This is a genomic window from Tabrizicola oligotrophica (assembly GCF_011008935.1).
Taxonomy (GTDB): Bacteria; Pseudomonadota; Alphaproteobacteria; order Rhodobacterales; family Rhodobacteraceae; genus Tabrizicola_A; species Tabrizicola_A oligotrophica.
Genome location: NZ_JAAIVJ010000001.1, coordinates 728,691 through 755,573, shown reverse-complemented (window position 1 = coordinate 755,573; position 26,883 = coordinate 728,691). Strand labels below are relative to the sequence as shown.

26 protein-coding genes are annotated in these 26,883 nt (G+C 66.7%); 17 read left to right on the top strand and 9 right to left on the bottom strand.

Translation table 11 applies throughout. The annotated features are described in order from the left end of the window. The first annotated feature begins 56 nt into the window (after positions 1-56). From G4Z14_RS03655 to G4Z14_RS03640, 4 genes are read left to right on the top strand one after another with little or no spacing between them, the layout of a single operon-like run. Complete coding sequence (locus tag G4Z14_RS03655) at positions 57-1,616, top strand: phytoene desaturase family protein (RefSeq protein ID WP_164623378.1); 1,560 nt, start codon at positions 57-59, stop codon at positions 1,614-1,616. Further along, positions 1,613-2,083, top strand: coding sequence for a MarR family winged helix-turn-helix transcriptional regulator (locus G4Z14_RS03650; RefSeq protein ID WP_164623377.1), 471 nt, complete (start codon positions 1,613-1,615; stop codon positions 2,081-2,083). The genes G4Z14_RS03655 and G4Z14_RS03650 overlap by 4 nt, the downstream gene beginning before the upstream one ends. A 3-nt stretch (positions 2,084-2,086) precedes the next feature. Then, positions 2,087-4,252, top strand: coding sequence for a thiamine pyrophosphate-dependent enzyme (locus G4Z14_RS03645; RefSeq protein WP_164623376.1), 2,166 nt, complete (start codon positions 2,087-2,089; stop codon positions 4,250-4,252). Next, the gene (locus G4Z14_RS03640) at positions 4,249-5,787 is read left to right on the top strand and encodes an indolepyruvate oxidoreductase subunit beta family protein (RefSeq protein WP_164623375.1); all 1,539 of its coding nucleotides are present in this window, start codon (positions 4,249-4,251) and stop codon (positions 5,785-5,787) included. Before G4Z14_RS03645 ends, G4Z14_RS03640 begins: the two co-directional genes overlap by 4 nt. A 98-nt stretch (positions 5,788-5,885) precedes the next feature. On the opposite strand, the gene G4Z14_RS03635 is transcribed toward G4Z14_RS03640, so the two are convergent. Both G4Z14_RS03635 and G4Z14_RS03630 read right to left on the bottom strand, forming a co-directional pair. Continuing rightward, positions 5,886-6,374 carry a flavin reductase family protein gene (locus G4Z14_RS03635; protein WP_164623374.1) on the bottom strand — a complete coding sequence of 163 codons (489 nt, stop codon included), beginning with the start codon at positions 6,372-6,374 and terminating at the stop codon, positions 5,886-5,888. Positions 6,375-6,410: 36 nt separating this feature from the next. Next, entirely contained in the window at positions 6,411-7,502 is a 1,092-nt protein-coding gene (locus G4Z14_RS03630) for an LLM class flavin-dependent oxidoreductase (protein ID WP_164623373.1), read from the bottom strand. 119 nt (positions 7,503-7,621) lie between these two features. On the opposite strand from G4Z14_RS03630, the gene G4Z14_RS03625 reads away from it, so the two are divergent. Beyond that, complete coding sequence (locus tag G4Z14_RS03625; RefSeq protein WP_164623372.1) at positions 7,622-8,176, top strand: winged helix DNA-binding protein; 555 nt, start codon at positions 7,622-7,624, stop codon at positions 8,174-8,176. A 43-nt stretch (positions 8,177-8,219) separates the two neighbouring features. Here the strand turns inward: G4Z14_RS03625 and G4Z14_RS03620 are convergent, their stop codons facing one another. From G4Z14_RS03620 to G4Z14_RS03610, 3 genes are read right to left on the bottom strand one after another with little or no spacing between them, the layout of a single operon-like run. Then, complete coding sequence (locus tag G4Z14_RS03620) at positions 8,220-9,344, bottom strand: aminotransferase class V-fold PLP-dependent enzyme (RefSeq protein ID WP_164623371.1); 1,125 nt, start codon at positions 9,342-9,344, stop codon at positions 8,220-8,222. After that, entirely contained in the window at positions 9,344-10,456 is a 1,113-nt protein-coding gene (locus G4Z14_RS03615; RefSeq protein WP_164623370.1) for a 3-hydroxyacyl-CoA dehydrogenase, read from the bottom strand. Before G4Z14_RS03615 ends, G4Z14_RS03620 begins: the two co-directional genes overlap by 1 nt. A gap of 11 nt (positions 10,457-10,467) precedes the next feature. After that, positions 10,468-11,226 carry an enoyl-CoA hydratase-related protein gene (locus G4Z14_RS03610; protein ID WP_164623369.1) on the bottom strand — a complete coding sequence of 253 codons (759 nt, stop codon included), beginning with the start codon at positions 11,224-11,226 and terminating at the stop codon, positions 10,468-10,470. A gap of 110 nt (positions 11,227-11,336) precedes the next feature. On the opposite strand from G4Z14_RS03610, the gene G4Z14_RS03605 reads away from it, so the two are divergent. The 8 genes from G4Z14_RS03605 to G4Z14_RS03570 all read left to right on the top strand — a co-directional run bounded on the left by G4Z14_RS03605 (position 11,337) and on the right by G4Z14_RS03570 (position 19,273). Continuing rightward, positions 11,337-13,622, top strand: a complete 2,286-nt coding sequence (locus tag G4Z14_RS03605) for a bifunctional salicylyl-CoA 5-hydroxylase/oxidoreductase (RefSeq protein WP_164623368.1) — start codon at positions 11,337-11,339, stop codon at positions 13,620-13,622. After that, the gene (locus G4Z14_RS03600; RefSeq protein WP_164623367.1) at positions 13,619-14,359 is read left to right on the top strand and encodes an SDR family NAD(P)-dependent oxidoreductase; all 741 of its coding nucleotides are present in this window, start codon (positions 13,619-13,621) and stop codon (positions 14,357-14,359) included. The genes G4Z14_RS03605 and G4Z14_RS03600 overlap by 4 nt, the downstream gene beginning before the upstream one ends. Next, the gene (locus G4Z14_RS03595) at positions 14,356-14,787 is read left to right on the top strand and encodes a MarR family winged helix-turn-helix transcriptional regulator (RefSeq protein WP_164623366.1); all 432 of its coding nucleotides are present in this window, start codon (positions 14,356-14,358) and stop codon (positions 14,785-14,787) included. Before G4Z14_RS03600 ends, G4Z14_RS03595 begins: the two co-directional genes overlap by 4 nt. Beyond that, positions 14,784-15,596: an enoyl-CoA hydratase family protein gene (locus G4Z14_RS03590; RefSeq protein WP_164623365.1), complete on the top strand. Its 813-nt coding sequence runs from the start codon at positions 14,784-14,786 to the stop codon at positions 15,594-15,596. The genes G4Z14_RS03595 and G4Z14_RS03590 overlap by 4 nt, the downstream gene beginning before the upstream one ends. 75 nt (positions 15,597-15,671) lie before the next feature. Beyond that, positions 15,672-16,808, top strand: a complete 1,137-nt coding sequence (locus tag G4Z14_RS03585) for an acyl-CoA dehydrogenase family protein (protein ID WP_164623364.1) — start codon at positions 15,672-15,674, stop codon at positions 16,806-16,808. After that, positions 16,805-17,218, top strand: a complete 414-nt coding sequence (locus tag G4Z14_RS03580; RefSeq protein WP_164623363.1) for an acyl-CoA thioesterase — start codon at positions 16,805-16,807, stop codon at positions 17,216-17,218. The genes G4Z14_RS03585 and G4Z14_RS03580 overlap by 4 nt, the downstream gene beginning before the upstream one ends. After that, positions 17,215-17,613 (top strand): RidA family protein, encoded by a 399-nt coding sequence (locus tag G4Z14_RS03575; RefSeq protein ID WP_164623362.1) that lies wholly within the window; start codon positions 17,215-17,217, stop codon positions 17,611-17,613. Before G4Z14_RS03580 ends, G4Z14_RS03575 begins: the two co-directional genes overlap by 4 nt. A 46-nt stretch (positions 17,614-17,659) precedes the next feature. Continuing rightward, positions 17,660-19,273, top strand: a complete 1,614-nt coding sequence (locus G4Z14_RS03570; protein ID WP_164623361.1) for an AMP-binding protein — start codon at positions 17,660-17,662, stop codon at positions 19,271-19,273. 75 nt (positions 19,274-19,348) lie between these two features. On the opposite strand, the gene G4Z14_RS03565 is transcribed toward G4Z14_RS03570, so the two are convergent. After that, positions 19,349-19,666: a hypothetical protein gene (locus G4Z14_RS03565; RefSeq protein WP_164623360.1), complete on the bottom strand. Its 318-nt coding sequence runs from the start codon at positions 19,664-19,666 to the stop codon at positions 19,349-19,351. Between the two features lie 209 nt (positions 19,667-19,875). On the opposite strand from G4Z14_RS03565, the gene G4Z14_RS03560 reads away from it, so the two are divergent. From G4Z14_RS03560 to G4Z14_RS03550, 3 genes are all read left to right on the top strand, one after another. Then, on the top strand, positions 19,876-20,529 hold the full coding sequence (locus G4Z14_RS03560; protein ID WP_164623359.1) for a protein-L-isoaspartate O-methyltransferase family protein: 654 nt from the start codon (positions 19,876-19,878) through the stop codon (positions 20,527-20,529). Between the two features lie 97 nt (positions 20,530-20,626). Further along, complete coding sequence (locus G4Z14_RS03555) at positions 20,627-22,012, top strand: TolC family outer membrane protein (RefSeq protein ID WP_164623358.1); 1,386 nt, start codon at positions 20,627-20,629, stop codon at positions 22,010-22,012. Positions 22,013-22,133: 121 nt separating this feature from the next. Next, positions 22,134-23,063 (top strand): TIR domain-containing protein, encoded by a 930-nt coding sequence (locus G4Z14_RS03550; protein ID WP_164623357.1) that lies wholly within the window; start codon positions 22,134-22,136, stop codon positions 23,061-23,063. 96 nt (positions 23,064-23,159) lie between these two features. On the opposite strand, the gene G4Z14_RS03545 is transcribed toward G4Z14_RS03550, so the two are convergent. After that, positions 23,160-23,486, bottom strand: a complete 327-nt coding sequence (locus tag G4Z14_RS03545; protein ID WP_164623356.1) for a DUF6280 family protein — start codon at positions 23,484-23,486, stop codon at positions 23,160-23,162. A 213-nt stretch (positions 23,487-23,699) separates the two neighbouring features. On the opposite strand from G4Z14_RS03545, the gene efp reads away from it, so the two are divergent. Continuing rightward, positions 23,700-24,263, top strand: coding sequence for an elongation factor P (gene efp, locus G4Z14_RS03540; RefSeq protein WP_164623355.1), 564 nt, complete (start codon positions 23,700-23,702; stop codon positions 24,261-24,263). Positions 24,264-24,315: 52 nt separating this feature from the next. Here efp and ygfZ read toward each other — a convergent pair whose 3' ends face one another. Both ygfZ and G4Z14_RS03530 read right to left on the bottom strand, forming a co-directional pair. Next, positions 24,316-25,068: a CAF17-like 4Fe-4S cluster assembly/insertion protein YgfZ gene (gene ygfZ, locus G4Z14_RS03535; RefSeq protein WP_164623354.1), complete on the bottom strand. Its 753-nt coding sequence runs from the start codon at positions 25,066-25,068 to the stop codon at positions 24,316-24,318. 4 nt (positions 25,069-25,072) lie between these two features. Beyond that, positions 25,073-26,785 (bottom strand): ABC transporter ATP-binding protein, encoded by a 1,713-nt coding sequence (locus tag G4Z14_RS03530; protein ID WP_227751486.1) that lies wholly within the window; start codon positions 26,783-26,785, stop codon positions 25,073-25,075. Positions 26,786-26,883 lie beyond the last annotated feature (98 nt).

Below are 26,883 nucleotides of genomic sequence, written 5' to 3'. Positions count from 1 at the left end.
GGGTGGGCGGGATTGCGCCCATCCCCTTGGTTTCCTTTGTCTTGAATGGGGCAAACATGGGTTTTGACCACATCATCATCGGGTCCGGCATCAACGGGCTTGTCGCGGCGGCGATGTTGGCGCTGAAAGGCGACCGCGTGCTGGTGCTGGAGCGCGAGGCCAGCCTTGGCGGCTGCATGCGCACCGAGGACATCACCCTGCCGGGGTTCCACCATGATGTGATGGCGGCGACCTTCGTGCTGTTCATGACCTCGCCCGCCGGGGCGGCGCTTGGCCCGCATCTGGCGCGGCATGGCTTTGAGTATTGCCATGCGGGCCAGCCGACGGCAGTGCTGCGCCCCGATGGCTCGTCCCTGGTGCTGAGCATGGATCAGGGCCGGAACGTCGCCGCGTTCAACGCCTTGGCCGCCGGAGACGGCGACCGGCACGCCGCCGACGTGGGCGCGATTGCGGCCGATGCGCCTTTCCTGTTCGCACTGCTCGGCGGCAATCTCTGGTCATGGGGAACGGCGAAACTGCTGTTCGGGCAGGTGCGCAAGCGTGGACTCAGGGGCCTTGCGGCCTGGATGGGCAGCGCTTTGGCGCCGGCGCGGGGCTGGCTTGAAGCAAATTACCAAAGCCCCTTGGTACAGGCGCTCTGGGCGCCTTGGGTCTTGCATTGCGGGCTGACGCCGGAAAGCACCTATTCGGCGCAGATGGGCAAGGTCATCGCCTTTGCGCTCGAGGCGGCCGGGGCGCCGGTGGTCAAGGGCGGGGCGGGCGCGGCGGTGCGGGCCTTTGCGGCGCTGATCGCGGAAAAGGGCGGCAGCTTGCGCATCGGCGCGGATGTCGAGGAAATCACCGTGCAGAACGGCCGGGTAACCGGCGTGCGTCTGGCAGGAGGGGAGCGGATTTCGTCGAAATCCGTCCTCGCCTCGGTCGCGCCGGGGCAGCTTTACGGGCGGTTGTTGCAGGGCGTCACCCTGCCCGAGGACCGCGAAGCGGCGCGGACCTTCCGCCACGGGCGCGGCGATTTCCAGCTGCATTTCGCACTGGATCGGCCCCCCGAATGGCGGACCGCCGGCTTGGGCGACGTGGCGCTGATCCACCTGACCGATGGCATCGACGCGGTGTCGAAATCGGCCAATGAGGCCGAGCGCGGGCTGCTGCCTGAGACGCCCACGATCTGCGTCGGCCAGCCCTCGCGCCTTGACCCCTCGCGCTGCCCGGAGGGCAAGGCGGTGCTCTGGCTGCAAATCCCCGACGCGCCGCGCGTCATCAAGGGTGATGCGGCCGGCGAGATCACCGCCCGCGACTGGGCATCGGCGCGCGAGCCCTTTGCCGACCGGCTGGAGGCGATCCTGCGCCGCCATATCCGCAATTTCGACGCCATCAAGATCGTCCGCCGCGCCTATTCACCCGCCGATCTGGAGGCGATGAACATGAACCTTGTCGGCGGCGACCCCTATGGCGGGCACTGCGGCATCGACCAGTTCTTCCTCTGGCGACCCTTTGCCCATTCGACGAATGGCACCGGCGCGGTGCGCGGCCTCCTTCACATCGGCGCCTCCACCCACCCCGGCCCCGGCCTTGGCGGCGGCTCGGGCTTCAACGCGGCGAAAAGGCTCGGGGCATGACGGACAGCCCGCAACGCCCGCCGAAACTGGGCGAGGTTGGCCTGACCAACTTCGCGCCCTACCTGATGAACCGCATCATGGGTCGCTACAACGCCGGCTTCCGCGACGAGATGGCCGAGATGGGGCTGACCACGCCCAAGGCCCGCGCGCTGGCGGTGCTGACGGTGCTGGAAGGACCGCTGATCCGCGAACTGGCGGTCTATACCGTGGTCGAGCAATCCACCCTGTCCCGCGCGCTTGACCAGTTGCAGACCGAAGGCCTGATCCGCCGCGAAACCGATGCCGCCGACAGCCGCGCGGTACGGGTCTATATCACCGAGGCCGGCCGCGCGGTCTTCGAGGAGCTTTGGCCGCATATGGCCGAAGCACAGGCCCGGATGTTCCGCGGCATCCCCGAGGACGAGCGCCGGGCCTTTGTCGCGACCTTGCAGAAAATGCTGGTCAACATCCGCAAGCACGAGATCTGAACCATGGCAGAACGCTCTTTCAAGGCCGAAGTCGAACATCTGAAACTGGGCGCGGGGGAAACCTTTACCGGCGAGGGCATCCTTGCCATCACCAAGGCGCTTCTGGAAAGCGGGGTCGGCTATGTCGGCGGCTATCAGGGGGCGCCGATCAGCCATCTGATGGACGTTCTGGCCGATGCCGAGGAGCTTCTGGGCGAACTTGGCGTGCGGTTCGAGGCCAATGCCAACGAGGCGGCGGCGGCGGCGATGCTGGCGGCTTCGGTGCATTACCCGATCCGCGGTGCTGTCACCTTCAAGGGCCCGGTCGGGGTCAACGTCGCCTCGGACGCGCTTGCGAACCTGTCGTCCTCCGGCGTGACCGGCGGGGCGATGGTGATCGTCGGCGAGGATTACGGCGAAGGCTCGTCGATCATGCAGGAGCGCAGCCACCCCTTCGCCATGAAGGCGCAGATGTGGCTTCTCGATCCGCGCCCGAACCTGCCGTCGATCGTGAAGATGGTGTCGGACGGGTTCGACCTGTCGGAGGCGTCGAACACCCCCGTCATGCTGATGGTGCGCATCCGGTCCTGCCATGTCACCGGCAGCTTCACCACCCGCGACAACCAGCGCCCCAAGCTGACCGTGCGCGAGGCACTGGCCGCCCCGCGCAGCGATTTCGCCCGCGTCGTGCTGCCGCCGATGTCCTATGCCCATGAGCAGGACAAGGTGAAGAACCGCTGGCCGGCGGCGGAGAAATTCATTCAGGACAGGGGCTTGAACGAATTCTTCGGCCCGAAGGATGCCGGCTTTGGCATCATCGTGCAGGGCGGCATGTATAACAGCCTGATCCGCGCCCTGCAGCGCCTTGGGCTTGCCGATATCTACGGCAACACCGAAGTGCCGCTTTATGTGCTGAACGTCACCTACCCGCTGATTTCCTCGCAGTTTCTGGAGTTCTGCGAGGGCAAGGACCATGTCCTTGTCGTCGAGGAAGGGCAGCCCGAATTCATCGAAACCCAGCTTGGCAGCTTCCTTTACCGCGCCGGGTCGGGCGTTAAGCTGCATGGCAAGAACATCTTCCCGATGGCCGGGGAATATACCGGCGCGGTCATGCTGGATGCGGTGGAAAGCTTCCTGCGCACCGCCGCGCCCAGCCTGTTGCCCGCCGCCGTGCGCGCGCCGAACATCGACCGCCCGGAAATCCCCGACCTGTCGAAAACCGTGCCGATCCGCCCGCCGGGCTTTTGCACCGGCTGCCCGGAACGGCCGATCTTCGCCGCGATGAAGCTGGTGGAAAAGGAGCTTGGCAAGCACCAGATCGCCGCCGACATCGGCTGCCACCTGTTCGCCAGCCTGCCGCCCTTTGAAATCGGCGGCGCGACCATGGGCTACGGTCTTGGCCCCGCCGCCAACGGCGCCTTCGACGGCGGCGGCGACAAGCGGGCGGTGGCGATCATCGGCGACGGCGGGTTCTGGCACAACGGCCTGTCCTCCTCCTTCACCAACATGGCCTTCAACAAATCCGACGGCGTGGCGATCATCGTCGACAACTACTATTCGGCGGCGACCGGCGGGCAGGACGTGATGTCAAGCCGCGCCGACAATGCCACCAAGGCCACGAAGAACCCGATTGCCAAGGCGCTGAACGGCATCGGCATCGACTGGGTGCGCCAGATCGACCGCACCTATGATGTGGCAAAGATGCGCGACACCATCCGCGAGGCGCTGACCACGCCCGAGAAGGGGCCGAAGGTCATCGTCGCCTCCTCGGAATGCATGCTGAACCGGCAGCGCCGCGAAAAGCCGCTGGCGCAGAAGGCGATCAAGGAGGGCCGCCGGGTCGAGGCGCCGCGCTTTGGCATTGATGAGGCGGTCTGCACCGGCGATCACGCCTGCATCCGGCTCTCGGGCTGCCCCTCGCTGTCGCTGAAGCGGCTGGACGATCCCCTGCGCGACGATCCGGTGGCAAGCATCGACCAGTCCTGCGTCGGCTGCGGCAATTGCGGCGAAGTGGCCGATGCCGCCGTCCTTTGCCCCTCCTTCTACCGCGCCGACGTGGTGCATAACCCGAGCGTCTGGGAAAAGCGCATGGCAAGCCTGCGCGCCCGGATCATCGGCTGGCTGCAAGCCCGCCGCGACGCTCGCCGTCTCAGCTTCGCCCCCACCTTCCTTGACGGAGCCGCCGAATGACCCTGCATCAGGCCCTGGACCCCCGCCCGCAAGACCCGAAGATGGGCGGCATCATCAAGCTGGCGCTCTTGGCCGTGGGCGGGCAGGGCGGTGGCGTCCTGACCGGCTGGATCGAGGATCTTGCCCGCGCCAATGGCTATGCCGCGCAGGCAACCTCCGTCGCCGGGGTGGCGCAGCGCACTGGCGCGACGGTCTATTATGTCGAGATGGCCCCAGCAGGCGCCGGTACGCCGATCTTCTCGCTGATGCCGGCTGCGGGCGATGTCGACATCATGATTACGGCCGAGATGATGGAGGCCGGCCGCTCGATCCTGCGCGGCTTCGTCACCCCCGACCGCACCACGCTCATCACCTCCACCCACCGGGCGCTGGCGGTTTCGGAAAAGATGGTGCCGGGCGACGGCATCGCCTCCTCCGCCGAGGTGATGGCCGCCGCCGAGGTCGCCGCCCGCCGCCTGATCGCCGCCGATTTCGACGCGCTCGCGCTCAAGGCCGGCTCGGTGATCTCCGCCAGCCTCTTCGGCGCCCTTGCAGGATCCGAAGCGCTGCCTTTCCCGCGCGCGGCCTTCGAGGCCGCGATCCGCGCCGGCGGCAAGGGGGTGGAACCCTCGCTGCGGGCCTTTGACGTCGGCTACAAGGCGGCGCAGGAGGGGGCTGCGGCCCCGGTGGCCGCCGCAGAGAAACCCAAACCGGGGACGGCCAGAGGCCCGGCAAGGCTCATGGCCGACTGGCAGGCGCTCGAAGCCCGCGCTGCCCGCCTGCCGGGCGAGGCCGCCGCCATGGCCGGGGCCGGGCTGAAGAAGGTGGTGGAGTTTCAGGATCTTGCCTATGGCCGCGCCTACCTGACCCGCGTCGAAACCGTGCTTGCCGCTGACCGCGCGCCCTTTGACCTGACGCGCGAGGCGGCAAAATACATCGCCAATGCCATGGCCTATGACGACATCATCCGCGTCGCCGACCAGAAGACGCGCGCCGGCCGCATGGCGCGGATTTCCCGCGAGATGGGCGCCAAGGACAGGAACGTGATGCAAGTCACCGAATTCCTGCACCCGCGCGCCGAGGAGCTGGTCTCGCTGCTGCCGGCGAAGATGGGCGCGCGTTGGGCGGCCAACACCGATCGCATGGCGCTGGTGGACCGGCTGTTCAACAAGGGCCGCCGCCTGCGCACCGACAGCCTGCGCGGCTTTCTGATGCTGCATGTTCTGGGCGGGCTGAAGGGCTGGCGGCTGAAAACCCTGCGCCATGCCGAAGAACAGGCGCATCTCGACCGCTGGCTCGCGACCGCCATGGGCTACCTGCCGCAGAACTACGACCTTGCCGTCGAAGTCATCCGCTGCCGGCGGCTGGTCAAGGGCTACTCCGACACCCACGCCCGCGGGCTGTCCAAGTTCGACCGGGTGCTGACAGCGATCGCGCTGGTGAAAGACCGCGACGACGCACCGCAATGGGCTGCCCGCCTGCGCGAAGCGGCGCTCAAGGACGAAGAGGGCAAGGCGCTCGACGGCGCCATCGCCACCATCCGCAGTTTCCTGTAGGCCGGCGGAAGCAGGCCCTTCCGACGGCCCCCTCTGCCGCAAGGCGGTTGGCCGCAGGCCAGAGCCTTGCTTGCAAGCTTGCGGCGCAGCCGCTCTGCTTAGCTCAGGCTGCGATACTGGCCGTTCCAGTAGATCAGCGCGCCGGTTTCGGGCGCCGTGCGAATGGCATGGATGCGGCCGATGATGATGGAATGGGTGGCGCGGTCGATCTTTTCGTCGACGGTGCAGGCAAAGGCCGTGGGCGCCCCGACCAGCAGCTGCGCCCCCGCGACGCTTTCCCAGTCGGCCCCCGCATAGCGCGCCGGGCCCTTCACCCCGCCAAAGCCGGAAAACCGCTCGGCGACACCCTGATGGGCGGCGCCGAGCGAGGACCAGCCAAAGGCCGCCCCGGGGGAGAACAGCGGCCAGCTGGAAGAGGTGCGGTTGACGCAGGCGAGGATCAGCGCCGGGTCCGCCGAAAGCGAGATGCCCGAGGTGACCACCAGCCCGGTGGCCTCATCGCATGCCCCGACGGTCAGCACCGAGCAATTGCCGACAAAGGCCCGCATGGCGTCCCGAAAGGATTTGGCATCTGGCTGGTCGGTCATGGTGGTCTCCTGTGAACCTGTTGCGCGCCGGGCCGCTTAGCGGATGCCGGCCTTGGTCAGGCGCGGCAGAACTTCTTCGGCGAAATAGGGGAATTCCTTCACATAGTCGACGAAGGAGAGCGTGGTGCCGCCAAAACCCGCCTCGTGCAGCGCGACCAGCCCCGCGGCCACCTGATCGGGGGTGCCGATCAACGGAAAGCCGCCGTGGCCGAGGGCCATGCCAAAGCGGATCTGGGTCAGAAGATCATGGGGGAACGAGAGCGCATGCGCCAGTTGAAGGCGGATAAGGTTGTCGGTGGCCTCCCAATCGGCGTTTTCATCGACGATGTAGCGGACATATTCGCGCGCCTCCTTCTCGGTCGGGCGGCAGACGACATGGGAGAAGGTCAGCACGCCCACCTCGCGATTCTTGGCCTTGGCCTGCGCCTTGAGCGCGGCGATTTCCTCTTTCGAGCGGCCAAGGTCGATGGCGGGCGTGAACAGGAAATTGGCGTTGTCGGTGGCGAACTCGCGGCCCTGCGGCGAGCCTGCGGCATTGATGACGGGAACCGAGCCGCGCAGCGGCGCCGGATCGCCCTTCAGCCCCTTGATGCCCTTGAAATAGGTCCCGTTCCAGTCGAAATGGCTGTCCGAGGCCCAGATCTTGCGGATCAGGTCATACCATTCCTGCGCATAGCCATAGCGGGTTTCATGGTCATCGGGCAGGCTCAACCCCAGCGCCTCGTATTCCGGCTTGTTCCAGCCGGCGACGATGTTCAGCCCGGCGCGGCCGCGGCCGATCTGGTCGATGGTGGCGATCTGCTTGGCGATCACCACCGGATGGTTGGCGGAGGTGTGGATGGTGGCGAAGACCGAGATGTCCTTGGTCGCGGCCAGCAGCCCCGCCGCCCAGGTCATCGTCTCCAGCACGCCGCCGTGAAAGTCGGTCGGCCCGCCATAGCCGATCCAGCGCGCGATCGGCAGCATGAAGTCGATCCCTGCCGCATCGAGCAGCTTGGCCAGCGCAAGGTTGTTGTCCCAGGAGTTCACCCAGCGCTCTTTCGCCTGGGTGGGGGTCATCCCCGACGAGCAGTTCGTCGAAAAGGTGCCCAGCTTGAAGCCGCCGGAAAGCATCCGGTTCTGTGTCATGGTCGGTTCCCTGTCTGTTGGAGGTTTGGTTTTATTTTATGATTGAAAGTCTATCTTAAAAACCCTTTGCGTCAACGGTTTTCCCAAGGCAGGTTGGCCTTTGACGAATGGGGCGGTGCATGGCGAAGAAAATCGTTCAAACTCAAACAAATACCGGAGATGCCGCTTTGGACCGGCGCTGGCACCTTGCGCAGTCAGCGGCCGAGGTCGACACGACCGAGCTGGAATTCGCGCTGATGCGGGCCTTCGAGGGATTCGGGCGCTGGCAGTCGGAATGCCTTGCCAGCGTCTGCGATCTGGCGGCGACCGGGCCGGAAAACGCCATGCTGCACATCATCCGGATGAACGACCGGCCGAAATCCTTGAAGGAAATCGCCCGGCTGATGAACCGCGACGACGTGCCGAACATCCAGTATTCGCTGCGCAAGCTTCTGGGCGCCGGGCTGATCCTGCGGCAGGGCGCGGGGCGGTCGGGCGTGACCTATGACTGCACCGAAGAGGGGCGCCGGGTCACCGACGATTACGCGGTCTTGCGGCGCAAGCTGCTGCTCGCCGAGATCGCCGACATGCCGGGCTTTGCCCAGCGGCTGGCCGAGGCGGGGCGGACGCTGAACCTGCTGTCCGGCGTCTATGAGGAGATCGCCCGCGTGGCCGCGACCCACCGGCGGGGGTGAGCGCGGCCGGCGTTGCATGGATATTTGGGCCAGTATGAAAGGCTCAGCCGCGCAGGATCTGCGCCAGCGCCCTGTGCAGCCGCGAGACGCCCGCTTCGCTGGTGATGATGCCGGGAGACAGGCGCAGGGTCTGGCTGCGGTTGTCGCTGGTGATGCCTTGCGCGCGCAGGGCGGCCACCACAGCGCCGGCCGGGTGGCTCTCGGGCAGGCGCAGCATGACCGAGCCGCCGCGTTTGCCCTCGGCGCGCGGCGTGAGCGGGGGCAGGGCAAGATCATCGGCCAGGGTGAAAAGCTGCGCCGTCAGGTGGCGGTTATGGGCGAGGATCGCGCCGTGGTCCTGACCTGCGTGCCAGTCCATCGCCGGCAGGCTGGCCAGCGCCGACAGGCACGAGGGCGTGCCATTGTCGAAGCGGCGGATGTCGGGGGCATAGGTGAAGTTCGTGATGTCCCAGTTGAAGGGGTTTTCCTGGCTGAACCAGCCGCGCAGCTCCGGGGTCAGATGCGGCGTCAGGCGGGGCGAGGCGTAAAGGATGCCGGCGCCGGGCGTGCCGCACATCCATTTGAGCGAGGTGGTGACGGCGAAATCGACCTCCGGCGCGTGGACGTCGAAGGGGATGAGGCCGACGCCTTGGGTGACATCCACCCCGATCAGGCTGCCCATGCGGCGGCCATGGGCCACCATCGCCGGCAGGTTGATGCGGTGCGAGGTGGTGGAGGAGACCCAGGTGAGGAGCGCGAGGCCGACATCGGGCGTCCAGGCGTCAAGGAAATCCTCGTCCTCGACATGGGCGGCGCCCTGGCGGAAGGGGACGGTCTTCAGGGTGAAGCCGTGACGCGCCGCCATGCCGTTCAGGAGGAAATGGTTCGAGGGAAAGCAATCGGCGCCGACCAGAACCGTTTTGCCCTGCAAATGGCCGGCAGGCAGCGACAGGAGCAGGCTGTGAAAGGCCGAGGTGACGTTTTCGAAAGTCGTTACCGTGTTCGGCGCGGCGTTCAGGATGGCGCGCCAGCGGTCGATGAAGCGGGCGCGCAGCGGCAGGACATGGCCCCACTGGCTGTCATCGGGCTTGCCCCAGACCTGCGCGAAGGCGCTCAGCGCGCGGGCGAGGTCGGCGTCCTTGCCGGGATACATGCCGATGGAGTGATAGAGGAAATAGGCGTCAGACATCAGATCAATCCGGGGGCTGGGGTGTAGCGGGGTCTCAAAGCATCGGGGGCGGCGGCCTGCAAGGCGGCGAGGGTGGCCAGCACCGCCTCGCGGCCGTGGAGCGCCAGCGCCTCGAAGGGGCCGCGGGGGAAGTTGAGGCCAAGCTTCATGGCGGTGTCGATGCCCTCGGCGGTTGTACCGCCTTCGCTGAGGAGCCAATGCGCCTCGTTGATGAGCGTGGCCTCAATGCGCAGGGCAATCGCGGCGGCATCGGCTGGGGAGGGGCCGGGCTGGGCGGGGTGCAGAAAGCCCTGCCCGGATTTGCGCCCGAGATGGCCCTTGGCGACCTGATCGGCCAGCGCGGCAAAGACGTGATAACGCGGATGGTTGCCCATGGCGGCGTGCATGCCCTTAGTCGCGGCAAGGTTGATGTCGGCGCCGATGAGGTCGATCAGCGACAGGGGGCCGAGCCGGTAGCCGGCGGCCAGCATCGCGGCGTCGATGTCGGAGGCCGAGCGGCCTTCGGCCAGCAGTGCCAGCGCTTCGCCGTAGAACGGCCGAGCGCAGCGGTTGACGATGAAGCCGGGACGGTCGGGGCATTCGACGACGGTTTTTCCAGCTTTTTCAGAGATTTCCAGAGCGAAGCTGATGCGATTTCTCAAGGTTCTGGCATGCGGTGCCAGCTCCACCAGCTTCATCGCGGTCGGCGGGTTGAAGAAATGCAGCGCCAGCACGCGGTCGGGGTGGGAAAGGCCCTTGGCAATGTCGCGCACCGGGATTGAGGAGGTGTTGGTGGCGAGGATGCAGTTGGGACGGACGATGGACTCCAGCGTGGCAAAGAGGCTGTGTTTCGCCTCCAGCTTCTCGACGATGGCCTCGATCACCAGATCGCAGGGGGCGAAGGCGGCAAGGCTTTCCACGACGGTCAGGTTGGCCAGCGTCGCATCACGGGCGGCCTCGGTGAGTTTGCCGGCGGTGATGCGGGCTTGCAGCGCCTCGGCCATGCGGGTGCGGGCGGTGGCGCGGGCAGGCTCATGGGCATCGGTGGCGATTACCGGGAACCCGGCGGCGGCGTAGACCTGCGCGATGCCGAGGCCCATGGTGCCAAGGCCGATGATTCCGATGGTGGTCATTGGCCCCCCGTTCATTGCCCCCGAAACTCCGGTTTGCGTTTCTCGCGGAAGGCGCGGATGCCTTCGGTCTTGTCGGCGCTGTCGAGGAGGCGTTCGAAAGCCGCGCGCTCCTGCGACAGGGCAAGAGCTTGCTCATCGCCCTGCACCAGCGCGGCCTTGGCGGCCTGCAGGGCAAGCGGCGCGCGTTTGCACATCCGTGCAATCAGGGCTTCGGCCTCGGGCAGGGCGGGGCCATCGGCAAGCCAGCCGGCAAGGCCCCAGCCGTAAGCCGTTGCCGCGTCAATGATTTCCCCACCCAGAACCAGCCGCGTCGCCCGCGCCCGGCCCGCCAGCGCCAAAAGCCGCTGCGCGCCGCCTGCACCGGGAATGAGGCCGAGACTGGTTTCCGGCAGGCCAAGCTTGGCATCGGCCCCCAGCACGATCATGTCGGCCATCAAGGCCAGTTCAAGGCCACCGCCAAGGGCGAAACCGTCCACCGCCGCCACCAGCGGCTTCGGGAAGGCGCGGATCGCGGCCCAATGGCCTTTGCGCGGGTCAACCGCACCTTCGCTTGCGGTCTTGGTTTCGATCTCGCCGATGTCGGCCCCGGCGGCGAAATTGCCCTCTGCGCCGCAGATCAGCGCCGCGCGAATGGCGGGGTCTGCCGCCGCATCCGTCAGGGTTGCCGCGACTTGCGCCAGAACGGCCGTATTCAGCGCGTTCTTCGCCTCGGGGCGGTTCAGGGTGATCTTCACCCAGGCGCCCATGTTCTCGATGATGACCTGTTCCATGGTCTGCACTCTGCGGGCTTGCGACAAATTTTTCAAGATAGAAATTTCAAGCTTGAAATTGTTTTCGAGCGGTGCCAACCTCAACTCAAACGCGCCTTTTGGAGGAAGCCATGAAGATTCTCTGCCTTGGGGGCGGCCCCGCTGGCCTTTACTTCGCCATCTCGATGAAGCTGCGCGATGCAAGCCATGACGTGACCGTGCTGGAACGCAACAAGGCCAATGACACCTTTGGCTGGGGCGTGGTGCTGTCGGATGACGCGTTGGGCCGGATGCAGAAGAACGACCCGAAGTCGACCGAGGCGATCCGCAGCCAGTTTGCCTATTGGGACGATATCGCCGTGGTGCGCGGCACCGAACGCACGGTGTCGGGCGGCCATGGCTTTGCCGGGATCGGCCGCAAGGCGATGCTGATCCTCTTGCAGGAACGCGCCCGCGAGCTGGGCGTGAAGATGGAGTTCCAGACCGAATTCAAGACGGCGGAGGATTACCGAAAGGACTACGATCTGGTGGTGGCAACCGACGGCATCAACAGCCTTGTGCGCCGCGAATATGCCGAGGTGTTCAAGCCCGACATTGATCAGCGGCTGGTGAAGTTCATCTGGCTTGGCACGCATCAGAAATTCGACGACGCCTTCACCTTCATCTTCGAAAAGACCGAATGGGGCTGGTTCTGGGCGCATGTCTACCAGTTCGACGACAACACCGCGACTTTCATCGTCGATTGCATGCCCGACACCTGGGACCGCGCCGGGTTCGAGACGATGACCAAGGAAGAAACCGTCGAGACTTGCCGCAAGATCTTTGAAAAGCATCTGGGCGGGCATGAGCTGATGTCGAATGCGGCGCATTTGCGCGGCTCGGCGGTGTGGATGCAGTTCCCGCGCGTGCTGTGTGAGCGTTGGTACAATGGCAACGTCGTGTTGATGGGCGATGCGGCGGCGACCGGGCATTATTCCATCGGCTCGGGGTCGCGTCTGGCCTTTGACTCAGCGATTGCCTTGGCCGATTACCTGCATTCCGAGCCGACGCTGGAGGGCGCCTTCCAGCGCTATCAGGACGAGCGCCGGATCGAGGTTCTGCGCCTGCAATCGGCGGCGCGCAACAGCCTTGAATGGTTCGAGCAGGTGGAACGCTATCTCGACATGCCGATGCCGCAGTTCGCCTATTCGCTCTTGACCCGCAGCCAGCGGATTTCGCATGAAAACCTGCGCTTGCGCGATCCGGACTGGCTCGGCCGGTCGGAGGACTGGTATCAGGCCGAGCAGGGCGGCAAGCCGGGACGGCGGCCGATGTTCGCGCCGTTCCGCCTGCGCGACATGACCTTGAAGAATCGCATCGTGGTCTCGCCGATGGCGCAGTACAAGGCCGTCGATGGTTGCCCGACCGACTGGCATTTCAGCCATTACGCCGAACGCGCCAAGGGCGGGGCGGGGCTGGTCTATACCGAAATGACCTGCGTTTCGCCCGAGGGCCGCATCACCCCCGGCTGCCCCGGCCTTTATGCGCCCGAACACGAGGCGGCCTGGAAGCGGCTGGCCGATTTCATCCATGCCGAGACGACGGCCAAGCTCTGCATCCAGATCGGCCATGCCGGGCGCAAGGCTTCAACCTGCGTGCCGTGGGAGGGCGGGGTCGACATGCCTCTGCCGGCCGGCAACTGGCCGACTCTGGCGCCAAGCGCGCTGGCCTATCGGCCGGTCAATGCAGTCCCCAAGTCCATGGACCGTGCCGATCTCGAGCGCGTGAAGGCCGAGTTCGTCGCGGCCACCGAAATGGCGGTGCGGGCCGGGGCCGACATGATCGAACTGCACGCCGCGCATGGCTATCTGATCGCCTCCTTCATCTCGCCCGTCACCAACACGCGGACCGACGAGTATGGCGGCAGCCTTGAGAACCGCATGCGCTATCCGCTGGAGGTGTTCAGCGCCATGCGCGCCGTCGTGCCGGCGGCCAGGCCGATGAGCGTGCGGATTTCGGCGCATGACTGGATCGACGGCGGTGTCACCCCGGACGAGGCGGTGGCGATTGCCCGGATGTTCCGCGCGGCAGGGGCCGATATCATCGATGTCTCCTCGGGCCAGACCGACCCGGCGGAAAAGCCGATCTATGGCCGGATGTTCCAGACCCCGTTCAGCGACCGCATCAAGAACGAGGCCGGGATCGCCACCATCACCGTCGGCAACATCTCCGACTACGATCAGGTCAACGGCATCCTGATGGCGGGCCGGGCCGACCTTGTCTGTCTGGCGCGGATGCATCTGGCCGACCCTTACTGGACGTTGCATGCTGCGGTGGCGCAGGGGGACACGGAATCGGACTGGCCCGTGGCTTACAAGGGCGGGCGCGACCTGATGTTCCGCCTGCGCGAGCGGCAACAGGAGCAACTTCGGGCATGACACTGCTGGGCAAACGGGTGCTGATCACCGGGGGCGGCTCGGGCGCGGGGGAAAACCTCGCGCTCGGCTTTGCCGCCGGGGGCGCAGAGGTGGTGATCGCGGGCAGGCGGCTGGACGCCCTGCAGGCGGTCGCGGCCAAGGCCGGGGGCATCCGGGCCGTGCAGGGTGATGTCACCGACGAGGCCTCCGTGAAACGGATGTTTGCGGAGGCCGGGGCGGTGGATATCGTCATCGCCAATGCCGGGGCGGCCGACAGTTCGGTGATGGCGAAAACCTCGCTGGACCAGTGGAACGCCATGCTGGCGGTGAACCTGACCGGCGTGTTCCTGACCTTCCGCGAAGGGCTGAACCAGTTCACCGGCTGGGGCCGGCTGATCGCGGTCGCCTCGACCGCAGGGCTGAAGGGCTATGCCAAGGTCGCGCCCTATGCGGCGGCCAAGCACGGGGTGATCGGCATGTGCCGTTCGCTGGCGCTGGAAGTGGCGCGCAAGCCCATTACCGTGAACGCCATTTGCCCCGGCTTTCTGGACACCCCGATGACCGACCATTCGGTGCAGGTGATCGCCGAAAAGACCGGCAAGACGCTGGCCGAGGCGCGCGCCGCGCTGGAGGGACTGAACCCGCAGAACCGGCTGTTCCAACCGTCCGAAGTCACTGCCGCCGCGTTGTTTCTTGCCGGCGCAGGGTCCGAGGGCATCAACGGCCAGTGCATCACCATTGCGGGGGGCGAAGTATGAGCGATCTGTCCAAGCGCCGGCTGAAGATGTGGATCCGCCTGCTGGGCGTGACCCGCGGTAGCGAAAACGCCCTGCGCGAATACCTGCGGCTGAACCATGACACCACCCTGCCGCGGTTTGACGTGATGGCGGCGCTCTACCGCCGCCGCGACGGGGTGACGATGAGCGAACTTTCCCGCATGCTGCTGGTGTCGAACGGCAACGCGACCGCCGTGGTCGACCGGCTGGAGGCCGACGGCATGGTGCGCCGCACGCCGTCGGAAACCGACCGCCGCACCGTCTATGTCGCCATGACGCCGGAGGGCATCGCCGCCTTTGAAGTCATGGCGCAGGGCCATGAGGCGGAAGTGGACAAGCTCTTTGACGGGCTGGGCGAGGCCGATCTCGACGCGCTGACCGAAATTCTCAAGCGGATGGGCAAGACATGACCAAGATGGCGGGCCTTCAGCCCCAACATTTCCTGTGGGAGGCCAAGGACCGGATCGCCACGATCCGGCTGAACCGGCCTGACCGCAAGAACCCGCTGACCTTCGACAGCTATGCCGAACTGCGCGACACCTTCCGCGCGCTGGTCTATGCCAGCGACATCGACGTAGTGATCTTCGCCTCGAACGGCGGCAATTTCTGCTCGGGCGGCGATGTGCATGACATCATCGGCCCGCTCGTGGGCATGGATATGAAGGAACTTCTCGCCTTCACCCGGATGACCGGCGATCTGGTCAAGGCGATGATCGGCTGCGGCAAGCCGATCATCGCGGCGGTGGACGGGGTCTGTGTCGGCGCTGGGGCGATCGTCGCCATGGCCTCGGATCTGCGGCTGGCGACGGCGGAGGCGAAGGCGGCGTTCCTGTTCACCCGCGTCGGGCTGGCCGGCTGCGACATGGGCGCCTGCGCCATGCTGCCGCGCATCATCGGGCAGGGCCGGGCGGCGGAGCTTTTGTACACCGGCCGGGTGATGGGCGCCGAGGAGGGTGCCGCCTGGGGCTTCTGGAACGCGCTGCACGGGGCGGAGGCGCTGGAGGCCGAGGCGTGGAAACTGGCCAGCCGCATCGCCGCCGGGCCGACCTTTGCCCATGGCATCACCAAGACCCAGCTCAATCAGGAATGGAACATGGGGCTGGAACAGGCGATCGAGGCCGAGGCGCAGGCGCAGGCGATCTGCATGCAGACCCGCGACTTCGAACGCGCCTATCACGCCTTTGTGGCACGCGAAAAACCGGTGTTTCAGGGCGACTGACGAATTTTCGACGAAAATTCGCCGGGGGTTTTCCACCCCCGGACCCCCGGAGGATATTTAGGAACAGATGAAGACATGGCAGACCGATCCTTCCTGAGCTGGCCCTTCTTCGAAGAGCGCCACCGCGCCCATGCGCAGGCGCTGGAGGGCTGGTGCGCGGCGCACCTGCCAGTGGATCACGGCGATGTCGACGCGGCCTGCAAGGGGCTGGTCGCGGCCTTGGGCGCGGGGGGCTGGTTGCAGCCGACCGCGGCCGGGGCGGGCGAAGCGCTGGATGTGCGCACGCTTTGCCTGAGCCGCGAGACGCTGGCGCGCCATGACGGGCTGGCGGATTTCGCCTTTGCCATGCAGGGGCTTGGCATGGGGGCGGTGTCGCTCTTCGGCACGCCGGCGCAGCGGGAGTGGCTGGCGCGCACTCGGGCCGGGCAGGCGATTTCGGGTTTTGCCCTGACCGAGCCGGGGGCCGGGTCGGATGTGGCGCAGACCGCCACGACAGCGGTGCGCGGGCCGCAGGGCTGGGTGCTGAACGGCGAAAAGACCTATATCTCGAACGGCGGCATTGCCGATGTCTATGTCATCATCGCCCGCACCGGCGAGGCGCCGGGGGCGAAGGGGCTTTCGGCCTTCCTGCTGCCGGCGGACACGCCCGGCCTGACGGTGCTGGACCGCATCGAGGTGATGGCGCCGCATCCGCTGGCGCATCTGGGGCTGAGCGATGTGGTGCTGCCCGAGGCGGCGCTGATCGGCAAGCCGGGCGAGGGGTTCAAGATTGCGATGTCGGTGCTGGATGTGTTCCGCTCGACTGTGGGCGCGGCGGCGCTGGGTTTTGCCCGCCGGGCGCTGGACGAGGCCTTGGTGCGGGCAACGCGCGAGCGCGCCGGGGGCGGGCGGCTGGCCGATTACCAGATGGTGCAGGGGCATCTGGCCGACATGGCGGTGCAGATCGACGCCGCCGCGCTGCTGATCTATCGCGCCGCCTGGGTCAAGGACATGGGCCAGGCCCGCATCTCGCGCGAGGCGGCGATGGCCAAGCTTTATGCCACCGAGGCGGCGCAGAAGGTGATCGACATGGCCGTGCAGCTGCATGGCGGCGACGGGGTACGCAGCGGCTTTGCGGTGGAAAGCCTGTACCGCGAGATCCGGGCGCTGCGCATCTATGAAGGCGCCAGCGACGTGCAGCGGGTGGTGATCGCGCGGAGCCTTCTGGGATGAGCTACAGCCGCATCATTCAGATCGAGTTCAACCACTGCGACCCGGCGGGGATCGTGTTCTATCCGCGCTATTTCGAGATGACCAACTCGGTTGTCGAGAATTTCTTCGCCGACGAGGTGGGCCGCAGTTTTGCCGAGATGCATCTGGATGGCCGCCGCAATGGCGTGCCGACGGTGCATATCGAAGCGGATTTCGTGGCGCCCTCGCGGCTGGGCGACAAGGTGGCCTTCACGCTGGTCGTCCGCAAGCTGGGCGGCAGTTCGGCGGTGGTGGAGATCACCGGGCGGATGGGGGCCGAACTGCGGATGCGGGCGCATCTCACCCTTGTCTGGATCGACAACATGAAGGCCGCAGCCTGGCCCGAGGCGCTGCGCGCCCGGTTGGCCGCACATCTGGAGACCGAAGAATGAGCCACGAAATCCTGCACCCGAAACATTGGAAACCGGCGCGGGGCTATGCCAATGGCGTCGCCGCCACCGGCCGCATGGTGTTCACCGGCGGGCTGATCGGCTGGAACGCGGACTGCGAGTTCGAGACCGACGACTTCGTCGCGCAGGTGGCGCAGGCGCTGCGCTCGATCGTCGAGGTGCTGGCCGAGGCCGGGGCCAAGCCCGAGCATCTGGTGCGCCTGACCTGGTATGTCACCGACAAGCGGGAATATCTGGCCAATCTCAAAGGCTTGGGCGCCGCTTATAAAGAGATCATCGGGCGGCACTATCCGGCGATGGCGCTGGTGCAGGTCGTGGCGCTGGTCGAGAACCGCGCCAAGGTCGAGATCGAGGCCACTGCCGTCATTCCGCAATAACCGCAGATCCCGGGCCAAACCGGGGCATCAACAGGGGAGTTTTGCCATGCTGGGACCGACCGGCCACACCGACACTTTCACCCGCGACCGCCTGCCGCCAGTCGAGGACTGGCCGGAATTCCGGCTGGAGCAGTTCCAGTACCCCGAGTTCATCAATGCCGCCGTCGAGCTGACCGACCGCATGGTGGACAAGGGCTTTGGCGACCACACCGCGCTGATCGGCAATGGCCGCTTGCGGACCTACAAGGAGTTGGCCGACTGGACCAACCGCATCGCGCATGTTCTGGTTGAAGATTACGGCGTAAAGCCCGGAAATCGCGTGATGATCCGGTCGGCGAACAATCCGGCGATGGTGGCCTGCTGGCTGGCGGCGACCAAGGCCGGCGCAGTGGTGGTCAACACCATGCCGATGCTGCGGGCGGGCGAGCTGGGCCAGATCGTCGACAAGGGCGAGATCAGCCTTGCCCTTTGCGACACCCGGCTGATGGACGAGATGGTGGCCTGCGCCAAGCATTCGAAATATCTCAAGGCGGTGGTCGGCTTTGACGGCACGGCGAACCATGATGCCGAGCTGGACCGGCTTGCCCTGGGCAAATCGGTGCGCTTCACCGCGCCCCCCGTCGGGCGCGACGATGTGGCGCTGATCGGCTTTACCAGCGGCACGACAGGCGAGCCGAAGGGGGCAATGGCCTTTCACCGCGACCTTCTCATCATCGCCGACGGCTATGCCCGCGAAGTGCTGGGCGTGACGCCCGACGATGTCTTCGTTGGCTCGCCCCCGCTGGCCTTTACCTTCGGGCTGGGCGGGCTGGCGGTGTTTCCCTTGCGCTTTGGCGCGGCGGCGGCGCTCTTGGAACAGGCCAGCCCGCCGAACATGATCGAGATCATCCAGACCCACAAGGCGACAGTCTGTTTCACCGCGCCCACCGCCTATCGGGTGATGCTGAAGGCGATGGACGAGGGGGCCGACCTGTCGTCGCTGCGCGCGGCGGTCAGTGCGGGCGAAACCCTGCCGGCGCCGGTCTATGAGGAATGGATGGCCAAGACCGGCAAGCCGATGCTGGACGGCATCGGCGCCACCGAGATGCTGCACATCTTCCTGACCAACCGCTTTGATGACCATCGCCCGGCCTGCACCGGGCGGCCGGTGACGGGCTATGAGGCGCGGATCGTGGACGAGGAGATGAAGGAACTGCCGCGCGGCGAGGTCGGTCGTCTGGCGGTGCGCGGGCCGACGGGGTGCCGCTATCTTGCCGATGCGCGGCAGAAGAAATATGTCCGCGACGGCTGGAACCTGACTGGCGACAGCTTCTGGCAGGACGAGGAGGGGCGCTTCCACTTTGCCGCGCGCTCGGACGACATGATCATTTCGGCCGGCTACAACATCGCCGGGCCGGAAGTGGAGGCGGCGCTGCTGGCGCATCCCGATGTGGCGGAATGCGCGGTGGTGGGGGCGCCGGACGAAGAGCGCGGCATGATCGTCGAGGCCCATGTCGTGCTGGCCGAGGGGCGGGTCGGGGATGCCCGCATGATCAAGCTGTTGCAGGATCATGTGAAGCTGACCATCGCGCCCTACAAATATCCGCGCCGGGTGATCTTCGTGCAGGCCCTGCCCAAGACCCAGACCGGCAAGATCCAGCGCTTCAAGCTGAAGCACTGAGCGGGCGGCGGGGCGGAATTCGGGCGAATTCCGCATGGCGATTTCCGGGCGGAAATCACCCCTGGGCCGCAACCGTCAGTGCAGCGCCGCGGGGTCGCGCCGGATCGGCCAGCCGGGGCGCACCGCCACCGTCAGCGTGGCGGGCAGGCAGCGCACAGTCTGCACAAGGCGCAGGTCGCAATAGCGCGGGTCCTGCCGGATGCTGTCGGGCAGGAGCGCGGGGTTGAAGCGCCGCTCCTGGCTTTGCACCACTTCGACCCGGCTCCAGCGGCCGGAGTGGCTGGCTGCGGGATCGGACAGGAACAGGGACCGCAAGGCGGCCTCGCGCGCCTTCAGCCGGGCAATTTCGGCGCGGATCTCGGCCAGTTCATCGGCGGGTGACAGGTTGGGCATGGCAATCCCCCTTGGAGCGGTTTCATCGGAGCGGTTTCATCGTCCGGGGCAGGATGTGCCGGGCGGAGTTAACGAATCATGCCAGCTTTGCGGCGGATCGGAGAATTCCACCGCCTCTGCCTTGCCAAAGCGCGCATTGTGCCGTTGCCCCTGCGCGCGGGCTGTGGCAAGACGGGGCGCAAGCTGACCCAATTGCCGAAGGTATTCAGATGAGCACCTATTCCGCCCGCCGCGTGATGATGGTCGACACTCAGGTGCGCCCGCAGGATGTCACCAAATTCCCGATCATCGAGGCCATGCTCGCCGTCCCGCGCGAGGTCTATGTGCCGGGCGCCAAGCGCGAGGCGGCCTATATCGGCGAGAACCTTGTCCTTGGCGGCGACCGCGTGATGCTCGAGGCGCGCACCCTGGCGAAGATGCTGGACGCGCTGGACATCCAGCCGTCGGAGGTGGTGCTCGATCTTGGTTGCGGGCTGGGGTATTCTTCGGCGGTCATCGCCCGCATGGCCGAGGCGGTGGTTGCGGTCGAGGAGGATGAGGCGCTTGCCGCCGAGGCGCAGCGCCAGCTGGCGGCCGAAGGCGTGGACAATGTGGCGGTCGTCGCCGGCCCGCTCGCCGCGGGCTGCGCGAAATGCGGCACCTATGACGTCATCACGGTGCAGGGCGGGGTGGAGGCCATTCCGCAGGCGCTGGTGGATCAGTTGAAGGACGGCGGGCGGATTGCCGCGCTGTTCATGGACGGCCCGCTTGGCGCCGTGAAGATCGGCCACAAGGCCGGCGGCAAGCTGGTCTGGCGCTTTGCCTTCAATGCGGCCGCGCCGGTGATGGCGGGGTTTGCCCCTCGACATGAATTCGAACTTTAGAATATGAATGCCGCGATGTCCCGCCTTGCGCCCCGCGACGCGAGGGGTAAGGGCGGGGCGGGCCAGAACCGGACGTGACCAAAGATAGGCGGCAAAGATGCGGAAATTCCTGAAACTCTTCGGCTTTGTGACGGGGTTTGCCATGGCCTCGGCCGCGGCGCAGGCCGAGACGCTGGCTGACGCGCTGGTGGCGGCCTACAAGACCTCGAACCTGCTGGATCAGAACCAGGCGGTGTTGCGGGCCGCCGACGAGGATGCCGCGATCGCCGTGGCCAGCCTGCGTCCGGTGCTGGAATTTGCCGCCTCGGCCGGGGCGCGGCAATATGATCGCTCGATCCGCAGCAGCCCGTTCTCGGCGCCCTTCGACCATCAGACTTCGGCCAGTCTGGAATTGTCCGCCCAGGTCGTGCTGTGGGCCGGCGGCCGTGGCAAGCTGTCGGTTGCCGCCGCGCGCGAGCAGGTGCTGGCGGCGCGCTCGTCGCTGGTGAACGTGGAGCAGCAGGTGCTGCTGGCCGCCGTGTCGGCCTATGTCGACGTGCAGTTGCAGCACGAGATCGTGGCGCTGCGCGAATCGAACGTGCGGGTCATCACGCAGGAACTGCGCGCCGCCCGCGACCGTTTCGAGGTGGGGGAGGTGACGCAGACCGACGTGTCGCTGGCCGAGGCGGCACTGGCGGCGTCGAATGCCAATCTGGCTGCGGCACAGGGCCAGCTGATGGTGGCGCGCGAGCGCTACAAGGCGGTGACGGGCCATTATCCCGGCACTCTGGCGCCGGCGCCCAAGACGCCCGCGCTGCCCGGTTCGCTTGAGGCGGCGAAGGCGGTCGCCGAACGCGGCCATCCGGTTGTCATCCAGGCCCAGCATCAGGCCGCGGCCGCCGATCTGAACGTGAAGATCGCCGCCACGGCCTTTGGGCCGACGCTGGGCGCTTCGGTCGATCTGAGCAAGGATGTGCAGGACGGGCCGGCCTCGCTCGGGGTCGGGCTGCAGTTGAGCCAGACCGTGCTGTCGGGCGGCAAGAATGCCGCGGTCTACCGCAAGAGCATGGCGGGCAAGGAACAGGCGGAGGCAGGGCTTCTGCAGGCGGTGGTGCAGGTCAGCGAGACGGTCGGTCAGGCCTGGGCGCAGCTGGCGGTGGCCCATGCCTCGATCGAGGCCGGGCGCCAGCAGGTGACGGCGGCGCAAAAGGCCTTTGACGGGGTGCGCGAGGAGGCGAAACTTGGCGCCCGCACCACGCTGGACGTGCTGAACGCCGAGCAGGACCTGCTTTCGGCCCGCGCTGCCCGGCTGGAAGCCGAGGCCAACCGCTATGTCGGGGTCTACCAGGTGCTGTCGGCGATGGGGCAGCTGACCGCCGAACAGCTGAACCTCGGGGTGCCGAGCTTTGATCCGGAAGCCTATTACGACGCCGTCAAGGCTGCGCCGGTGCATTCGGCGCAGGGCAAGGCGCTGGACCGCATTCTGGAAAAGATCGCGGATTGATCCCGTGCAACACCTGCAAGGAAGGCCCGCCACCGCGCGGGCCTTTTTCTTGTGCTGCCAAGGCACCCGCGCTATGGTCCGGGAAAACCCGCAAGGGGTACAAGACAGGGCAGAAATCGGCATGTCAGAACCGTTGAGCAGCAGCGATATCGAGGATGTGCTGTCGTCGATCCGGCGGCTGGTGTCGGAAGACATGCGGCCAGTGGCGGCCTCGGGCGCAGCGCCTGCGGGGGCTGGCGAGCGCGGCAAGCTGTTGCTGACCCCCGCCCTGCGGGTGGTTCAGGACAATCCGGGTGTCGAAAGCCCCGCCGCGCGCGGCATTGACGATCTGGTGGCGGCGGTCGGGGCCGGGGTCGATCAGCAATCCGATGACTGGGAGCCTGAGACCGGAGATGCCTCGCTTGACGCGCCGCTCGATGCGCCGCTGGCCGAGATCTGGGAAGATGTCCCGGTGATCGAGGATTATGTCGCCCCGGTGCAGTTCCAGTCGAGCCGCTCGGAGCCCGCGGTCGCCGCTGCCGCCGAGCCTGACCCCGAGGCCGCGCCGGATGCCGGAGCCGTGTCGGAGCGGTTTGCAACCGCCTATGTCGAAGCGGTTCAGGCCGAAAGCGAGCTGGCCGGGATCGGCTTTGAGGCCCGGAACCCCGACCCGGCCGCACCGGAGCCCGGGGCGGACCGGCTGCATCAGGCCGACGAAAGCGCCACCCTGCCGGGCTGGGCGCAATCGGCCGGGGCGGACGAGGCCGACCAGCTTCGCCCCGATCCCTGGGCCGCGGGTTCGGTCGAGCCGCCGCTGACCTGGGCGGACGCGGCGGAAGCGGCGGTGCTGCAAGAGCTGGGCGACATGGGGCCAAAGGTCTCTGCCTTGCGCGCCGCGCCGGGCGATGACCTGCCGGAGCTGCCGGTCGACGAGGCCATGCTGCGCGAGATCGTCCGCGACGTGCTGCGCGAAGAGCTTCAGGGCCGGTTGGGCGAACGCATCACCCGCAACATCCGCAAGCTGGTGCGGGCCGAGATCGCCCGGGGGCTGGCCTCGGACGATCTGCTGTAACGCGCAGCGCCGCCGTCTCGGCGCCACCCATGCCGCCTGCCATGAAAAAAACGCCCCGCGGGGCGCTTTTGCATCTGGCCGGGGCGCGGGGCCGGATCAGGCGGCTTCGGCCTGTTCCATTTCCAGCGCGTGGCGGCGTTCGGATTCTTCGCGGCTGAGCGCGACCGAAGTGCGCACGCCCTTGGACACGAATTCCATCAGGCCCTTCACCACACGCTCGTTCGGGTCGATCCCGGCGCAGGACAGCACTTCGCGCCCGTCGCGCGACCGCGCCCAGCGGGCGATCTGGTCCGGCCCGTTGCCGTATTTCTTGTCATCGGCGATCGCATCGTCGAGGGCAGCCAGCACCACTGCGGCAAACAGCTTGCGGGCGCGCTGCCCCTGTTCAAAGTTGAAGGCCGTGCTGTCGATGGAATCGAGCATGCTCGTGATCCTGTTCTTGCTCTTGTCTTTCTCGCGTTCTGTGCTTGTAACGACTTTGCTACGATTCGGCTTGTCATCTTTCGAATAACAGCCATGCGTTTTGTGCATGGGTCGAATATGCCAGCACCGTATCTAGTCGGCTTGCCCCGGAACAATCTGCCATATATAGGGGGCCACCTGAACAATTCAACCTTTTGACAAGGTTTTGCCACCATGGCCAAGATCAACGGAAACGAACTCAAGCCCGGCACCATCATTGACCACGATGGCGGTCTGTGGGCGGCGGTGAAGGTCACTCACGTCAAGCCCGGCAAGGGCGGGGCCTTTGCGCAGGCCGAGCTGAAGAACCTGCGCGATGGGCGCAAGCTGAATGAACGCTTCCGCTCGGAAGACAAGGTCGATCAGGTCGATCTGGAGATGAAGGACCAGCAGTTCCTGTATGAAACCGACGGGAAGCTGGTGTTCATGGACACCGAGACCTATGAGCAGATCGAACTGGATGCCGAGCTTCTGGGCGATCGCCGGCCGTTCCTGCAGGATGGCATGACGGTGGCGGTGCAGTATTACGGCGAAGAGCCGTTGAACGTGCGCCTGCCGGTCAAGGTGACCTGCAAGGTGGTGGAATCCGAGCCGGTGCAGAACGGCCAGACCGCCAGCAAGTCCTACAAGCCCGCGGTGCTGGACAATGGCGTGCGGATCATGGTTCCGCCCTTCATCGACATCGACGAGGATGTGATCGTCAACACCGACACCATGGAATATTCCGAACGCGCCTGAGGGCGCGGCGAAATTCGGGCGAATTTCGGGGCCGCCTGCGGGCGGCCTTTTGCTATTCCAGCCGCAGCGATGCGGTTGCCGCCATCAGGTCGCCCTGCGCCAGATCGAGCCGCAGATGCGCCAACGCGCGTCCGCCCGCCTGAGTGAACAGCCGGCCCACCGGCTTGCCGTCTGCCGTTACCTCGCTGCCGACCGGGGCCGCGCCGTCGATGCCCAGCCGCACCAGCCCCTTGCGCAACTCGGTCTTGTGCTTCATCCGCGCGGTGACTTCCTGCCCGACATAGCAGCCCTTGCGGAAATGGACGCCGTTCAGCCGCTCGAAGCCGTTTTCCAGGATGTAGCTGTCGTTCGGGATCAGCTCGATGCCGCCTTCGGGGATGACATGGGCGACGCGGATCGCGTCCCAGTCGATCTGCGGGGCGCTGCCCGCCGCGCCGTAAGCCCGCCAGCCGAGCGCCGGGTGGCGCGGGTCGGGCAGGGCGGCCTCGGGCGCCGGGCCAAGGCCGCGGGTCACGGCCAGCTCGGTGGGGGTGATCTGCACATCGGCGCGCAGCTTGTACATGGACAGGCGCTGGACAGTCGTCTCGGCAAGGCTGTCCTTGATGTCCAGAAGCAGCGCCCCGCCAGTGTTCACCACGAAGAAATCGGCCAGATACTTGCCCTGCGGCGTCAGCAGCGCCGCCCAGACGATGCCGGGCGCCTTGGCCAAGGGCAGCACGTCATTCGTTACAAGGCCCTGCAGGAACGGCAGCGCATCGGCGCCGCTCAGGGCATAGACCTTGCGGTCAGGGGTGGTTTCTCCCATCGGTTCAGCCCTTGAATTGCAGCTGGTAAAGCCGCGCATAAATTCCGCCCTGCGCCAGAAGTGCGGCGTGTGGGCCTTCTTCGACCACCCGGCCCTGATCCATGACAAGGATATGGTCGGCCTCGCGCACGGTGGCAAGGCGGTGGGCGATCACCAGCGTCGTGCGCCCCTGTGCGGCGCGGGCGAGGGCGGCTGCGATGGCGGCCTCGGAGCCGGCGTCCAGCGCGCTGGTCGCCTCGTCAAGCAGCAGCACCGGCGCGTCCTGCGCCAGGGCCCGCGCAATCGCCACCCGCTGCTTTTGCCCGCCCGACAGCGCCGAGCCGCGCGGGCCGACCGGGGTGTCGACACCAAGCGGCAGGTTCGGCAGGAAGTCGGTCACATGCGCCATGGCCAGCGCGGCCTTGAGCGCGGCATCGTCCAGCGGGCGGCCAAGCTCGACATTCTCGCGCAGGGTTTCGTCGAAAAGCGCGGCATCCTGCGTGACAGAGGCAAAGAGCCGGCGCTGATCGGGCAGCGCCAGCGCCGCCGTGTCGATCCCACCGATCAGGATCTGCCCCGAGGCCGGATCGAGAAGGCCGGTCAGCAGCTGGAACACCGTCGATTTTCCCGCCCCCGAGGCCCCGACGATGGCGGTGGTCTGCCCGGCGCGGGCAGTGAAGCTGAGGCCGCGCAGCACCGGCTGGTCGCCATGGGCAAAGGTCACGTCCTGAAACCGGATCTCCGGGGCGCCGGGGGCGGGCAGGGTGGCGCTGCGGGCCGGGCGGGTCTGCGCCGGCGCGGTATCAAGCAGCCGGTAGATCCGCTCCAGACTGGCCGAAGCTACCTGCCAGCTGCCCGACAGATCGCCAAGGCGGCGCATGGGCTGGAAGGTCAGCGACATGGCGGTGAAGAAGGCCATGAACTCGCCCGTGCTGCGCGCGCCCCCGGCGATCTGGCCGCCGGCCATCAGCAGGACCGCGAAAAAGCCGAAGCCGGTGACGAAATCCATCATGCCGGGCATCAGTGCCCGGCCCGCCGAGATCTTGATCTCGGCCCGCCGCATCAGCCCCAGCACCCGGTCAAAGCGATCGGCCTGATAGGCCTCCATCCGGTTGAGCTTGACGGCCTGAATGCCGTGGAAGATCTCGTCCAGCCGTGTCGCCCGCAAGCCCGCCTGATTGCGCAGCTGCACGACCTTCTTGCGGATATAGCGCTGCACCAGAACCGAAGGCAGGATCAGCAGTGGCGCCCCGACCAGCGCGGCGATGGTCCAGACCGGATCAATCGACAGCGCGACGACGAACAGGAACACCAGACTGAACAGATCGCGCCCGATGCCGGTAACAAGCGCGCTCCAGATGCCCTGCACTGCCAGCGTGTCTCCCTGCACCCGCTCGATCAGCGCGCCGGGCGGGTTGTCCTGAAAGAACCGGCCCTCCAGTGTCAGCAAATGGCGCAGAAGGGCCGATTGCATCAGGGCGGCGACCTTTTGCGTCACCGCGGAAATCACCGTGCGCGAGGCGATGGTGGCAAGGCCGCGGATCACGAACAGCCCGAGGATGGCAAGACCGACCGGCCAGAGCGCGGCCTGGTCGCCCTTGGCAAAGACCTGATCGAACAGCGGCTCGATCGCCTTCGACAGCGCACCCAGCGTCGCGCCCTCGATCAGCAGCAGCAGAAAGGCGAGGGCGATCATCCCGGCCTGCGGGCGCAGGTAATCGCGCCAGAACCTGGACATGAGGCGGGGTTTCGGGGGGGGAGCGTCGCTCAAACTTGGGCCTGTGGCGCGGGGAAAGGGCAGGGACCAGCCATAGCCCCGCCGCGCGGTGCTGTCCA

Bases quoted from the DNA above. Each gene is read 5' to 3' on its own strand.
- G4Z14_RS03655 (WP_164623378.1), top strand. From the start codon at position 57: ATGGGTTTTGACCACATCATCATCGGGTCCGGCATCAACGGGCTTGTC.
- G4Z14_RS03610 (WP_164623369.1), bottom strand. From the start codon at position 11,226: ATGGAACAGGTCATCATCGAGAACATGGGCGCCTGGGTGAAGATCACC.
- G4Z14_RS03620 (WP_164623371.1), bottom strand. From the start codon at position 9,344: ATGTCTGACGCCTATTTCCTCTATCACTCCATCGGCATGTATCCCGGC.
- G4Z14_RS03585 (WP_164623364.1), top strand. From the start codon at position 15,672: ATGGCAGACCGATCCTTCCTGAGCTGGCCCTTCTTCGAAGAGCGCCAC.
- G4Z14_RS03560 (WP_164623359.1), top strand. From the start codon at position 19,876: ATGAGCACCTATTCCGCCCGCCGCGTGATGATGGTCGACACTCAGGTG.
- G4Z14_RS03555 (WP_164623358.1), top strand. From the start codon at position 20,627: ATGCGGAAATTCCTGAAACTCTTCGGCTTTGTGACGGGGTTTGCCATG.
- G4Z14_RS03650 (WP_164623377.1), top strand. From the start codon at position 1,613: ATGACGGACAGCCCGCAACGCCCGCCGAAACTGGGCGAGGTTGGCCTG.
- G4Z14_RS03545 (WP_164623356.1), bottom strand. From the start codon at position 23,486: ATGCTCGATTCCATCGACAGCACGGCCTTCAACTTTGAACAGGGGCAG.
- G4Z14_RS03600 (WP_164623367.1), top strand. From the start codon at position 13,619: ATGACACTGCTGGGCAAACGGGTGCTGATCACCGGGGGCGGCTCGGGC.
- G4Z14_RS03580 (WP_164623363.1), top strand. From the start codon at position 16,805: ATGAGCTACAGCCGCATCATTCAGATCGAGTTCAACCACTGCGACCCG.
- G4Z14_RS03530 (WP_227751486.1), bottom strand. From the start codon at position 26,785: ATGTCCAGGTTCTGGCGCGATTACCTGCGCCCGCAGGCCGGGATGATC.
- G4Z14_RS03605 (WP_164623368.1), top strand. From the start codon at position 11,337: ATGAAGATTCTCTGCCTTGGGGGCGGCCCCGCTGGCCTTTACTTCGCC.
- G4Z14_RS03615 (WP_164623370.1), bottom strand. From the start codon at position 10,456: ATGACCACCATCGGAATCATCGGCCTTGGCACCATGGGCCTCGGCATC.
- G4Z14_RS03645 (WP_164623376.1), top strand. From the start codon at position 2,087: ATGGCAGAACGCTCTTTCAAGGCCGAAGTCGAACATCTGAAACTGGGC.
- G4Z14_RS03640 (WP_164623375.1), top strand. From the start codon at position 4,249: ATGACCCTGCATCAGGCCCTGGACCCCCGCCCGCAAGACCCGAAGATG.
- G4Z14_RS03550 (WP_164623357.1), top strand. From the start codon at position 22,134: ATGTCAGAACCGTTGAGCAGCAGCGATATCGAGGATGTGCTGTCGTCG.
- efp (WP_164623355.1), top strand. From the start codon at position 23,700: ATGGCCAAGATCAACGGAAACGAACTCAAGCCCGGCACCATCATTGAC.
- G4Z14_RS03590 (WP_164623365.1), top strand. From the start codon at position 14,784: ATGACCAAGATGGCGGGCCTTCAGCCCCAACATTTCCTGTGGGAGGCC.
- G4Z14_RS03595 (WP_164623366.1), top strand. From the start codon at position 14,356: ATGAGCGATCTGTCCAAGCGCCGGCTGAAGATGTGGATCCGCCTGCTG.
- ygfZ (WP_164623354.1), bottom strand. From the start codon at position 25,068: ATGGGAGAAACCACCCCTGACCGCAAGGTCTATGCCCTGAGCGGCGCC.
- G4Z14_RS03570 (WP_164623361.1), top strand. From the start codon at position 17,660: ATGCTGGGACCGACCGGCCACACCGACACTTTCACCCGCGACCGCCTG.
- G4Z14_RS03630 (WP_164623373.1), bottom strand. From the start codon at position 7,502: ATGACACAGAACCGGATGCTTTCCGGCGGCTTCAAGCTGGGCACCTTT.
- G4Z14_RS03575 (WP_164623362.1), top strand. From the start codon at position 17,215: ATGAGCCACGAAATCCTGCACCCGAAACATTGGAAACCGGCGCGGGGC.
- G4Z14_RS03635 (WP_164623374.1), bottom strand. From the start codon at position 6,374: ATGACCGACCAGCCAGATGCCAAATCCTTTCGGGACGCCATGCGGGCC.
- G4Z14_RS03625 (WP_164623372.1), top strand. From the start codon at position 7,622: ATGGCGAAGAAAATCGTTCAAACTCAAACAAATACCGGAGATGCCGCT.
- G4Z14_RS03565 (WP_164623360.1), bottom strand. From the start codon at position 19,666: ATGCCCAACCTGTCACCCGCCGATGAACTGGCCGAGATCCGCGCCGAA.